The sequence below is a fragment of the Virgibacillus sp. MSJ-26 genome, from assembly GCF_018918075.1.
GTDB lineage: Bacteria > Bacillota > Bacilli > Bacillales > Amphibacillaceae > MSJ-26.
The window spans coordinates 1-13,384 of sequence record NZ_JAHLPW010000007.1; the positions used below are offsets into that span (position 1 = coordinate 1).

General features: G+C 37.4%; 11 protein-coding genes. 6 read left to right on the forward strand and 5 right to left on the reverse strand.

Annotated features, from left to right (window positions below):
- Positions 1–228: 228 nt before the first annotated feature.
- Complete coding sequence (locus KQI49_RS08055) at positions 229–1,581, reverse strand: tripartite tricarboxylate transporter permease (RefSeq protein WP_216487868.1); 1,353 nt, start codon at positions 1,579–1,581, stop codon at positions 229–231.
- Between the two features lie 3 nt (positions 1,582–1,584).
- Positions 1,585–1,839 (reverse strand): hypothetical protein, encoded by a 255-nt coding sequence (locus tag KQI49_RS08060; protein WP_216487869.1) that lies wholly within the window; start codon positions 1,837–1,839, stop codon positions 1,585–1,587.
- Between the two features lie 169 nt (positions 1,840–2,008).
- Here KQI49_RS08060 and KQI49_RS08065 point away from each other — a divergent pair, with 169 nt between their 5' ends.
- Entirely contained in the window at positions 2,009–2,629 is a 621-nt protein-coding gene (locus KQI49_RS08065) for a spore coat protein (protein WP_216487871.1), read from the forward strand.
- Positions 2,630–3,128: 499 nt separating this feature from the next.
- Here the strand turns inward: KQI49_RS08065 and KQI49_RS08070 are convergent, their stop codons facing one another.
- The 3 genes from KQI49_RS08070 to KQI49_RS08080 form a co-directional block, all read right to left on the reverse strand.
- A complete protein-coding gene (locus KQI49_RS08070; RefSeq protein WP_216487872.1) occupies positions 3,129–3,293 on the reverse strand; it encodes a hypothetical protein in 165 nt (54 codons plus the stop codon).
- 25 nt (positions 3,294–3,318) lie between these two features.
- Positions 3,319–5,262, reverse strand: coding sequence for an aconitate hydratase (locus KQI49_RS08075; protein ID WP_216487874.1), 1,944 nt, complete (start codon positions 5,260–5,262; stop codon positions 3,319–3,321).
- Between the two features lie 502 nt (positions 5,263–5,764).
- A complete protein-coding gene (locus KQI49_RS08080; RefSeq protein WP_216487876.1) occupies positions 5,765–6,634 on the reverse strand; it encodes a YitT family protein in 870 nt (289 codons plus the stop codon).
- 421 nt (positions 6,635–7,055) lie between these two features.
- Here KQI49_RS08080 and ltaS point away from each other — a divergent pair, with 421 nt between their 5' ends.
- From ltaS to KQI49_RS08105, 5 genes are all read left to right on the forward strand, one after another.
- Positions 7,056–9,002: a lipoteichoic acid synthase gene (gene ltaS / locus KQI49_RS08085; protein ID WP_216487877.1), complete on the forward strand. Its 1,947-nt coding sequence runs from the start codon at positions 7,056–7,058 to the stop codon at positions 9,000–9,002.
- A 277-nt stretch (positions 9,003–9,279) separates the two neighbouring features.
- On the forward strand, positions 9,280–9,453 hold the full coding sequence (locus KQI49_RS08090; protein WP_216487879.1) for a YfhD family protein: 174 nt from the start codon (positions 9,280–9,282) through the stop codon (positions 9,451–9,453).
- 192 nt (positions 9,454–9,645) lie between these two features.
- Positions 9,646–10,107 (forward strand): YueI family protein, encoded by a 462-nt coding sequence (locus tag KQI49_RS08095; RefSeq protein ID WP_216487880.1) that lies wholly within the window; start codon positions 9,646–9,648, stop codon positions 10,105–10,107.
- A 117-nt stretch (positions 10,108–10,224) separates the two neighbouring features.
- Positions 10,225–10,473 (forward strand): DNA alkylation repair protein, encoded by a 249-nt coding sequence (locus KQI49_RS08100; protein ID WP_216487882.1) that lies wholly within the window; start codon positions 10,225–10,227, stop codon positions 10,471–10,473.
- Positions 10,474–10,704: 231 nt separating this feature from the next.
- Entirely contained in the window at positions 10,705–12,696 is a 1,992-nt protein-coding gene (locus KQI49_RS08105; protein ID WP_216487884.1) for an acetoacetate--CoA ligase, read from the forward strand.
- The last annotated feature ends 688 nt before the right edge of the window (positions 12,697–13,384 follow it).

Consider the following 13,384-nt stretch of genomic DNA (forward strand, 5'->3'; position numbering starts at 1 on the left):
AAGGCAAAATCACTTGATTCATGGTATAATGTTTAAACATAAGAGCACCTCCGGTGAGTAATGGTTTGGTCACTTTTATCTTACCAGAAGGTGCTCTTTTTGTTTACTAATTATTAGCAGAATAATCAATTATTTTAAATCTAAAGCGAAAAAGGAATCCAGTATACTGAATTCCTTTTTCGCTATTTAGCTGAGTTTTGTCCCAGCCTCGAAATAGCATAAATTTTTTTAAAATAATTTTGTTACTAGCCATGGTGCGGCATATAACGTCATAAACAACACACCATAGTTCACGCCCCAGCGGTGAAGCACACCGGCAACGAGACCAACTAATAAAACACCACCAATATTAATCCAACCTGCATCCATATAAGCGAGCATCAATACGAGTCCAAAGAACAGACCTAGCATTGCCTCATGCGGAATGTATTTAAAGACGAACGCACAAATTTGTTGGGAATACTTTATTGTTACATAATAGGTCAAGCTTATAGCTACAGCTGCGCCAATGACTGTCGCAATGATAAAATCACCAGTTGATAAAATATGATGTAAATTATGCTCTTCAGTAAAGACAGGGGGTGCGTTGAACAAAGCAATTCCTGGCCCTAGTGCTGTTGGAGAAAGTGGGACACCTAAAGCAATTAAAGGCACTAAGACACCTGCCAAATAAGCTGAGTTTGTTAACCCGTCCATACTTGAGATGGCTCGTGCTGCCTTTTTCACTGGATCTTTAATACGACTTGTTAAAGTTTCCCCTAGAAAGATTGTCATCCCGACTGGACTCATAAAAAAAGTCAGGACACCTAAAGACGATGCTAGTGAAGTAGTTCCAATTTCTTTTTTATCCAATATTTTAAAAGGATTGGGAAACCCTTTTTCTCCTGCTCTCCGTTTAACTTTAATTTCCTTCTTATCTTGGTGTGGTAAAGCATTTCGTATATCAACATTCAACAATTCAAAAAGCTTTAAAATAACTGGTCCAATCGTTATTCCTAAGAAAAAGGATGTAAACACCGTCGTATCTTCAGGTACCACTCCAAGTCCCCAATACAAATGCCTGAGACTTTGAATTAATAAGGCAAAAGGGACAATAGCAATAAGGGCAAGCCATCTATTCTTTGTCATAAAAGCTAAAAATAGCGCTCCACCAAAAAATATCTGATCTGAATATTGTGTAATATGACCTCCCCAAGGCGCGATTAAGCCTGCCAAAAGAAGACTTAATGGTACACCTATTAATGTCCCGATGACTGAACCTGACGCCATTTTTCTAATACTGACATCCGGCATGCCATATTTTTTTAAAACCATAGCATGATCGACCATAGGTGCAGACATTACACCGCCTGGGATACCAGCAACAGCTACAGGGATTGAATCTGTCAATTTTTTTGCAACAATGGCTGATATAAAGAAAGATAAAATGACTACTGGTTTAAATCCCATCATAACAAGTACTAATGTAACAGGAGCGAGAACCGCTGTTTCATCTGTACCTGGAGCAATCCCAATTAAAGTATATAATACAGCTGCTAATACAGCTGCTATAATCATTTCCATTATCAACATGATATCCATGGTTTATTGCTCCTCTTCATCTATGTACTCAAATGTTCGTTTTGGTTTAAACAGTACGCTACAAATTACAAATCCTATCACTGCCCCAATCAGTCCAAAAATAAGTGGTTTGGACGCATCGTTTGGAGCAATTAAATATCCACCAAGTGTTGTCACACTACTGATGATCAAACTAAAAATCAAATCTCGAATATTAACTACATCTTCCCAAACTTCAATGTTTTTGCTAGTTGTTTCATTTGACGGTTTTTCAGTCATTCAGACAACCTCCTGTATCCGTATGAAGCATGTTTACTTAAATATTAATAAACAAAAATATCATTGTTCAGAATATCACATAAAGCCCTTTCACTCAACAGTTATTAACGTATATTTTATGCCTTTACGCTCAAAATAACCATGATCACTTAACAAGGAGGAAATTCCGATGCAAAACCAGCAACCACAACAAAATTTTCAACAATCAAGTCAAATGTCACCTCAAATGAATCATGGTGCTCATGAATTGATTGAAGCGCATAGTGCGATTGGTGGACTCGTTGGATCAATGGAACAGTCCCTGCTCTATGAGCAACATATCCAAGACCCCGAATTAAAAGCAATGTCCAAACGTCATAAAGCTTTTAAAACACAGATTTATAACACGATAGTTGATACGTTGCAGTCCGGCCAAGATCCTAACACACCGACTCAAACGTATGAAATGAATGAAAGTAATAATGTCGTTTACGGTATGAAACCTTCTCAACCTAAATCACCAGCACAGTCTGTTAATGAAATTAATGATGAGTGTATTACAGGTTTTATGATGGGGAACATAAAGTCTTGTGCTACCACATTTACAACTGTGGCGTTAGAAGCAACAAACCCTGTATTAAGAAGAGTATTCGCTGATAGCATTCCAAATATCATTGAGATGGGTTACGAACTGTTCCTATACCAAAACAAGCACCAGTATTATCAAGTGCCGCAGCTGAACCAACAAGATATGCAAAATTATATGAATTCATTTTCACCGGTTCAAGGCGGCGGTCAGATGTTCCACTAAAGTTAAAAGTATGAACTAAAAAGGTTCCGAAAATAGAAGAAGTCAGGCAGCTTAGAAGGCGCACCTGACTTTTTTTATGTTAGGAAAGAAAAATTAAAATGTCGATTAGGAAGGGCTAGCGTACCTGGAATAACACCTACTGTGAATTCTAGGGAGGATAAGTGAGCTAGCGTACCTGGAATGCACTCACTGTTTATTCCAGGGGGGATTAAGGGGTTAACGTACCTGGAATTGCGCTCGCTCTGAATTCCTGGGAGGATAATGTGATTATCGAACCTAGAACGACTGCCGACTTTAATTCTTATTCCAGAGATGATATGACGCCTTTCGCATCTTGCAAAGTGATTTCATGGAGTTTCAGAGAATCACCCACAAAAAGTATTGTATCCGGTTAACTTAAAAACAAAGAACCTTGTCTCTGAACTATCGATAATAGATAGTTATCCGAGACAAGGCATTTTTTTGATTTTTGTTTGATCTGTGAGTTCATTAGTCGCATTTAATCTAACAAACGATTGTTTTCATCAACAGACATGACTTTGGTATTTACAGTTTTATGGATGCCGTCGCCGTGACATACGCTACACTCATACTGCCATCCTTCGTCGTCAGCTAACATACCTGTTCCATCACAGGCTTTACAGCGATCAGTTTTTTCTGCCATGACTACTTTCTCCTTTTATTAGATATTATGTCCGGTCTTTTACCCAGTTAATAATACCGCCTTTGAGCATGATATCAATTTGCCTTTCAGATAAAGCATGTTCAACGTTAATTTTTTCATTTTTTCCTTTGACCGCAATATTAAATGGCTTAGCTTTCCTCACATTTTCCCTTAGGTTATTAATTTCTAATACGTCACCTTGTTCAAGCAAACCATAATCTTCTTCGTGAACAAAGGTCAAAGGTAACACGCCAAAGTTAACAAGGTTCTGCCAATGTATACGGGCAAAGTCTTTAACGAGTGCGACTCTAAGTCCAAGATAGCGAGGCGCTAAAGCTGCGTGTTCGCGGCTTGATCCTTGCCCATAGTTATTTCCCGCAACTACAGCATGGCCTCCTTCTTCTACTGTTTCCCTACCCCGGGTATAATATGTCTCATCCACAATTTCAAATGTAAATTTACTTATCTCAGGCAGATTACTACGATATGGTAGGACCCGCGCTCCACCTGCTAGGATTTCATCTGTCGAAATATTATCTCCCATTTTCAGTAAAACAGGAATCTCAACTGAATCCGGTAAATCATCCATCGTCGGGATGGAGGCAATATTAGGTCCTTTCTCTAATTTTACCTCTTTTGCTTCTTCATATGGTAAAGGTTTATCCAATAAATTGGCGTCAATTGTTGGTTGCTTAGGATCTTCTAGTTTTGGATACTTCATGTTCAACGTTCTTGGATCAGTAATCTTTCCTGTTAATGCAGAAGCTGCTGCAGTTTCGGGACTACATAAAAAAACACTATCTTCCTTTGTTCCTGAACGTCCTGGGAAATTTCTCGGGGTTGTTCTTAGGCTATTTTTACCTGATGCTGGCGCCTGCCCCATACCGATACACCCGTTACATCCAGCCTGGTGCATGCGAGCACCTGCTGACAGTAGACTAGCTATATGGCTCTCTTTTACAAGATCAGTCAGCATTTGCTTAGATGTTGGATTAATATCAAAAGAAACCCCATCTGCAACCCGTTCACTATCAACAATTTCTGCTGCTACTGCAAAATCTCGGAATCCAGGATTAGCAGATGACCCAATATAGGATTGATAAATAGGTGTGCCTTCCACTTCTGTAACTGGAACAACATTTCCCGGGCTAGAAGGCTTCGCAATAAGCGGTTCAATCTGTGATAAGTTTAATTCTTCTTCAATATCATAGGTTGCACCCTTATCTGCCTTAAGTTCTATCCAGTCATCTTCTCTTCCTTGAGATTTCAAGAATTTCTTAATCTCTTTATCAGAAGGGAATACTGTCCCTGTTGCACCGAGTTCAGCACCCATATTAGCAATCACATGGCGATCCATTGCACTTAAAGTCTCTACTCCTGGACCATAGTATTCAATGACTTTTCCAACACCACCCTTAACATCATATTTCCTTAATAATTCTAAAATGACGTCTTTTGCACTAACCCAATCAGGGAGTTCGCCAGTTAATTTAATTCCCCATACTTGAGGCATTTTGACAAAAAAGGGCTCTCCTGCAATTGCTAAAGCAACATCTATTCCACCTGCTCCCATGGCTAACATCCCCATACACCCATTTGCACACGTATGGCTGTCAGATCCCAGTAACGTTTTTCCCGGTTTTGCTAAATGCTGCATATGAACAGGGTGACTGACGCCGTTGCCCGGTCGACTATGGTACAGGCCGAACCTTCTCGTTGCACTGTATAAAAACAAATGATCGTCTGGGTTTTTACTATCTTCTTGTATAAGATTATGGTCAACATACTGGGCTGAGGCTTCCGTCTTTGCCCTGTCCAGTCCCATCGCTTCTAATTCCAACATCACTAAAGTACCTGTCGCATCTTGAGTTAATGTCTGATCAATTTTCAAACCAATTTCTGTACCAGGTTGCATTTCCCCAGAAACAAGATGATCCTTGATTATCTTTTGTGTAATATTTAAGGCCATTACGTTATCTCCTCCCATTAAAATATAATCTTCATTACTTGCCTTATTAAAATTGGCTAATGAAAAAATATCTCCCTCCTCAATGAAAGGTTTTGTTTATGATTGAGTCAATTTCATAATCATTAAGTAACATCATTGATTTCCATGTAACACTTACTCATGATATTGATTCGATTAAAATGATAATAAGTATTTCGGAATTTTGATAATAGTGTAGGTAACATTTAGTTATTAATAGGTCTCTTTTGGATTATTCCCTTAGATGTGTTTTTTACCCGAAGAAATTTGTAGAAGTATTTTGTTTTGGTGAACTATGTAGTATGTTATTAAATGTAAAAGACATATAAAATCGCCGTCAATCCCATCATACCAATGCTTTGAATTGAATATCAAGATAAGCAAGACTAGGCCCACTATTATTATATGAATGTTTTTAATTAAGTATTAATATTTTCATAAAAAAGCTGTCGGTTTGACAGCTTTTTTTATGTTTTTTTGATTGTTAGAGCTTTTGACCATAATACTTTTCTAATGAAAACCCACGTCCTAATATATCTGAAGCATCAAGGAAAATCACAAAAGCATTTGGTTCTTCCTCTTGCAATATTTTTCTCAAGAAAAATGCTTCTTGCTTTTCTGCAACACAAAGAATCATTGTTTGGCTTTGATTGGTATAGCCCCCAACTGACCTTACTTTTGTCAATCCACGATCTATACCATCTTTAATAAGTGATTGAATTCTTTCCTCTTTATTTGTAATAATCATAACTAACTTAGTTGCTGAAGTCCGTAACTGAACAGCGTCAATGGCTTTACTTGTTATATAGATAGCCGCTAAGGCAAATAAAGTTAATTCTAAATTAAATACGATTAATGAAGATGTGACTACAATTCCGTCGACAATTAATTGGGAATAACCACTTGAAAGGTTGGTGAATTTCTTAACGATTTGTGCTATTGCTGCAGTGCCACCGGTTGATCCATTTCCTTTATATACAATGCCAAGACCAATACCGAGTATAATTCCTCCATACAAAGAGCCTAACAATGGATTTGTAACAGTAATTGGAATGTCTTTGCTCAACCAAATGACAAACGGTACCCAAAATGTACCTAGAATTGTTCGACCGCTAAATTCTTTTCCTAATGTTATCCAGCCTACAATAAAAATAGGGATATTCATAATAACTTGTGTATAAGCTGGACTCCATTCATATAATTCAAATAAGATGGTACTTACACCTGATAAACCACCTGCAGCAATCTTTGCGGGCAGCAAGAAAATATTATAGCCAAGACCGACCAGTGTCGCACCAATAATAATATATACATAATCTTTAACACTTTTGTTTTTAAATATCTTGTTGACCATTCCTCTTCTTTCCCTTCATTAGAAACCTTATCAATCATCACAGACCGTGATATCAAATTGTTATACGCTTGTACTTAGTTAAGACTACCTTTTTAAAACACAAAATTCATTTTAACATAAACCCCTTATATTGACAGGATGTAATTCAGCTCTTTGAAGAATTTAGTTTAGATTTCGTCATTAGGGATATAGGGTAGTTAATAGAATGCAAGTGGCGAGCAATTCAAGTAGTTAGAAAGAATGGTAATTATTGTAGAAATAGATATGATTACAAGGTGATAATTTTTAAAAGTTTGTAATGGCCACATTCTTAACTATCCATAGTTCAATAGTCACTACTTTTATTTTCGCTTTTTAAAGTTGCTTTTTTGACTCATATCAATTATAATAAGTTTTTGCAAGAAAAAATGAGGTGACATATATGAAAAATATAAAAGTGTCAAAAATGAACTTCTTTTTCATAGCAGTTATTCTACTTTGGCTGAAATCGTATGTAATTTATCTTACCGAATTTAATTTAGATGTTTCAAATACTATACAACAATTTCTATTATTCTTTAATCCTTTAAGCTCTGCGTTAATCTTTCTAGGGATTGCTCTTTTTGCCCGGGGAAGGCGTGCAGGAATTTGGGTCATAGTCATTCAATCATTGATGAGTATTTTCCTTTATGCTCAAGTCGTTTTCTTCCGAGCAAATTCGGATTATATAACACTACCAACTCTAACACAGACGAATAACTTTGGAAGTCTAGGTGGAAGCATCGCTAGTTTGGTGACTTGGACTGACCTGTTTTTCGCACTAGACATTGTCATACTGATTGCTCTTTATGTTGTCTCTAGAAAAGATTGGTCATTATCCCGTTTACAAATCAGAAAACCTCTATTTGTTTTAATGGCTGGTGTTATTGCTTTCACAGTTAATCTTGGACTAGCTGAAGCAGATCGCCCACAACTACTAAAGAGAACATTTGACCGAAACTATATTGTTAAATATTTAGGTGCTTACAACTTTGCAGTTTATGATGCTGTTCAAAACATCAAAACATCGTCACAACGTGTTTTAGCTGATAGCAGTGATATTACTGTAGTTGAAAACTATACTAAAAATAAATTTGCAGAACCAGATCCAGAAATGTTTGGTATAGCGGAGGATAAGAATATAATTAAAATTCACCTTGAATCCTTTCAAACTTTCTTAATAGACTACGAGCTTCATGGTGAAGAAGTAACACCTTTCTTAAACTCTCTTGTACATGATCAAGATGAAGATTATACGTATTTTGAAAACTTCTTCCATCAAACCGAGCAAGGTAAAACAGCTGATGCTGAACTTATTTTGGATAACTCGATATATGGAACACCACAAGGTGCAGCTTTCATGACTAGAAGTAATAACACGTATCAATCATTACCGGCGATCATGCACCAAGAAAAAGACTATACATCAGCAGTATTCCACGGTGATGATAAATCATTTTGGAACCGCGATGAGATGTATAAAAAGTTAGGTATTGATCAGTACTTTGATGCAAGTTACTATGATATGAGTCCTGATAAAGTTATTAATTATGGTTTAAAAGACAAACCATTTTTTGAAGAATCCGTACCCTTACTTGAATCAATGGATGAACCATTTTATGCACACTTGATGACACTGACACACCATCATCCTTACTTAATCGATGATGATGATACTACCATTGATCCAGCTGAAACAGGCGATGGCTCAGTAGATAGATATTTCCAGACGGCGCGTTATTTAGATGAAGCTTTAGAACAATTTATCCAAGACTTAAAAGACGATGGCCTATATGATGATTCCGTTATTTTAATCTACGGTGATCACTACGGCGTATCAACAAATCATAACCGTGCAATGGAAGAGTTACTTGGAGAAGAAATCACGCCATTTAAAAACGCACAACTACAGCGCGTGCCTTTACTAATAAAAGTACCTGGTGTTGAAGGAAAAGGAACTGTAGACGAATACGCAGGACAGATGGACGTTATGCCTACACTGCTTCACTTAGTAGGGGTTCATGGTCAAGATTATATCCAATTCGGTACGGATCTATTTTCCGAAGATCATAAAGACTTTGTGCCATTCCGTAATGGTGATTTTATTACACCTGACTATAGCATGATACAAGAAACATTCTATGACACAGATACGGGTGAAAAATTAGAACCAACTGAAGAAATGGAAAAAATGCGAGATACAGTTCGTAAAGAATTAGAGCTTTCAGATAAAATGTTAAATGGTGACCTGCTCCGTTTCTACTCACCAACAGATGACTGGGAGCCTGTCACACCATCAGATTACTCATACGGTAACAAAGAAGAAAAAGAAGTGACCAATGACAATTAAACAAAAGCGCAGGTGCCCGGTTAGCCTCGAATAGCTTAAGTAGAAAAACGTAGTGGTGGCTTTTGCCACGCAGTTTTAATGCTTAAGACCTCGAGGGGCTGGGCCCCTGAGCTGGACATGGCAACTTCAAGATGAATGTATCCACAGAAATTTTAATATTTTAGTTTCCTAAACAACAAGCAATCCAAAAGGCTTCCCCTTTTTGATTGCTTTTTACATTTTTAAAAGCTTTCACCACATACTAAAAGCTAAGCTTAAGTGAAATGAGGTGAAAAAGATGGGAAGAGATGAACACAAAAAGTCACGAGGGAAACGCTTTATGGCACAGACTCCAAAAAATCAATTATCAGATGGTGTAGATGTGGAATTATCAGCAGAGCTATCCGATGAGGATGATAAAAAAGCGCTAGAAAGAAGCCGCCAAGCAGATCGACGTGCTAGGAATAAATAAGTAGTAAGTTATTTAATCCGAACAGATTCGAATCTTTTAAAAAGTCCATTGAGATAACTGTTCGGATCTTTTTATTCATTTGGTATCATTCAAAAGTTTCTTCTTTCTTTAACTCGGATTAACGCTATTTTTTTGCATATTCAACCTTATCCTCGTACAATTAAATTAGATTAAATAAAGTGAGGAATTTCTATGACTAACAAAAATATTGATGATTATCTCACCGAAGGCATGCATGGAACACGTTTACCTAAACAAGCTGAACGTGATTACTTTTTAGGTACCCTAAGAGAAAGAGTCATCTTGGCACTTAAAATTGGTGAAGTGATGCAAGATAGAGGTCTAAAGGAACTAGATCAATTTATGCGTGAGTATCCTGAGGCTAAATTAATATTTAACGGACATGTGGCACATCGTTTTCAGGTTGAAGAAAAGAAATTAGCCGCTAAACATAAAATTGACTATACTGTCATAACGAATGAAGAAAACCAAACTGATATCGGTGCAGTCCTAGCATTTGATACAGCGGTTGATCGAGAGAAAATTTATCTAGCTGACTTTCAAACACAAGAGGATCAATTGCCTGATAAAAAAGAAGAGTCATCGCAAACATCGTCAAAATTTTTTTCGCGAATTAAAGATTGGCTTTCATAACCTTTCCGCCTTTGCCTGCCCTAAACCACTTATCACTTTTTCTTAATTAGGGCGGGCAGCTTTTTCTTTGTATAAATCACCCACCATATCAAACACTAACGAATGGAGGTGTTCGATATGAGTCATAAATATTTATGCCCCAACTGCAAAACTAACCGTTCACGATTCAACTTAATTAAACAAATAGCTGAACCGATAAAAGTGGATCCAAAAACCGGCGAAATTACAGGTGATTATAAACATGAAGAGACAGCCCTGTTTCACGTACAATATCAAGGCCCAGATTATCGGGTGCAGTGTGGTGTTTGCGGATTGATTGAAGAAGAAAATTCTTTTATCCAGTATGCTAAATATGATCCCCTCTAATAAGGCAATCCTCTCCCGCTACATAAAATCATCTTTCTGTTAGATTGGTGATTAATAGGGATAAGTGCAGATGTGATTAAAGGATACACGAATCAATTTAGCCTCTGTAGCATAACGTTACAGAGGTTATTTTATTTGCAGACAGTTCTTTAAGTATTTTTTCACCTTTACACAAAGTAAACGGTTTCATATAATGGTAGTTATACAATTATTGTTTGCAGGAGGATTTAGATGAATAAGATACAGGAAGGCACATTATTATGGGAGCCAACCGAGGAAGACAAAGTACAGACTGCTCTCTATGATTATATGAAATGGCTTAAAGATCATAAACAAATTTACATTGACAACTTTACTGACCTATGGGAATGGTCTGTTAATGAAGTAGAATCCTTTTGGAAATCTCTTTGGCAGTATTTTGATATTCAATCTAAAGATCCATATCAAACCGTTCTTACGACGCATGAAATGCCAGGCGCAGAATGGTTCCCTGAGGCAACCATTAATTATACTGAACATATTTTTAAAAAATTCGTTAATCAAGAGACAGCCATCATTCATGCTGCTGAAAATCGCAAGACGACGGAGACAACGTGGAATGAATTATATAAAGACACTGTCGGCATGCAGCAGACATTAAAAAATTTGGGCATAGAAAAAGGAGATCGGGTTGTTGCATATAGTGCAAACATCTATGAAACTATTGTTGCCTTTCTTGCTACAGCAAGCCTTGGAGCCATTTGGTCAAGCGCTTCGCCAGACTTCGGAACCGAAAGTGTGATTGATCGTTTTAAGCAAATTGAGCCTAAAGTTCTTATTACTGTTGATGGCTATTTTTATGGCGGCAAGGAATTTGATCGCTTGCCTATTGTTAAAAAGATACAAGATGAGCTTCCGACTCTTGTAGCAACAATTGGAATTCCTTATCGAGATGAGCAGGCAACATTCAAGGAATTGGATCAGATTATGTTATGGAAAGATGCCATCAAGCCTGGTGACCAAACAGAACTCGAGTATGTTCATGTCCCGTTTAATGATCCGTTATGGGTGTTATTTTCTTCAGGGACTACAGGTAAACCAAAACCAATTGTCCAGAGCCAAGGTGGAATTCTAATTGAACATCTCAAGGCCTTAACATTTCATTTAGACCTATCAGAAGATGATCGCTTTTTCTGGTTTACAACAACAGGTTGGATGATGTGGAATTTCCTTGTTGGCGGTCTGTTAACCGGAAGTACAATTGTTTTATACGATGGAAATCCTGCCTATCCAGATCCGAAAAGTTTATGGAAATTTGCAGAAGAAACCAAAATGACAGTCTTTGGAACAAGTGCCACCTATATTACAGCTTGCATGAAAGATGAGTCTCTCGTCCCTAAAGATGAGTTTGACTTAAGCCACTTAAAAAATATAAGTTCAACGGGATCTCCACTTCCTCCTGAAGGCTTTCAGTGGTGTTATGACAATGTGAAAAGTGACTTGTGGATTGCATCTTCTAGTGGGGGCACTGATGTATGTACAGCATTTATTTTAGGAGCTCCCATCCTTCCTGTATATGCAGGTGAGCTTCAGTGTCGTGGTCTTGGAGCTAAAATAGAAAGCTTTAATGATCAAGGTAAACCCGAATTAGATGAGGTGGGTGAACTGGTCTTAACAGAGCCCTTCCCTTCCATGCCAATCTACTTTTGGGGCGATGAAGATGGAACACGTCTACATGAAAGTTATTTTGATGATTTCCCTGGTATTTGGCGTCATGGTGATTATTTAAAAGTAACAAACCGTGGTACATGTGTTATTTATGGTCGGTCTGACGCAACAATTAACCGCGGAGGCATCCGAATTGGTACAAGTGAAATATACCGAGCAGTCGACTATATAAAAGAAGTGTCTGATAGTTTGATTGTTGACATTCCTGATGGAGAAGGAGATTCTTCTGTATTTTTATTTGTTATGATGAAGGAAGGCGCTGACTTGGATGATTCTATAAAGAAAAAGATAACTAAGCAAATTAGGACACAATGTTCACCAAGACACGCACCAAATGAAATATATCAAGTACCTGACCTTCCTCGAACTTTGAACGGGAAAAAACTTGAAGTACCCGTTAAGAAAATACTTATGGGGAAAGATGTGGATAAAGTTGTTAATAAGGGATCTCTCAGCAATGAAAAAGCCCTAGACTATTTCATTCAATTTGCAAATAAACAAAAAGAATTGAGTTAATGTATAAAAATACGCCTTCCTCTTTTAAATGAGGAGGGCGTATTTTGTTTTTAAAAAGTAACATCATAATATTGTCTATACCGTATTAACTTAACTTTCGCATCAATAGAATAAGCTTAAATAGCGAACAGGCTATGAGCTTACAGTTCATCTAATCATCTTCTTGACACAACCTATTTAAAGGGGGTGTTTCTAAAAAGTTGAACTATGATTACCCGTTGAACCATTAAAAAATAACTATTTATACACAAAAGATATATAATGTGCAGTGACATTAGACTGAATTTCTCTATCCACTTGAAAAATAGTATTAAACCATCGCTACGGAAATACATTTCGCTTTCCAGGGGCGGCTGGTGAGCCTCCGAATGCTAACGCATTTCGGGGTCTCACCGAAGCCTCTGGGGCTGCGCGTGAATGCTCGCCCCACCGAAGACCATAGCTCCCCTAGGAGTCTCAATGTATTTCCTTCGCTAGATAAAGACTCCTGATTCCAATATATTGAAAATTATTATTTTGGTAGTTTGAGGTGGAGGTTTTTCGACTCTCGCGAGAAAAACGGTTTTCAATGGCGAGTAATTGCAGCTCAGTAAGTGTCTGAAGTTCCCCGGAGAGAGTACTACTTAATTTACTCCTCGTAAGGAAGCTGTGACTTAGCATTACTAGAAAGCAAGGCGAATAGTTATAG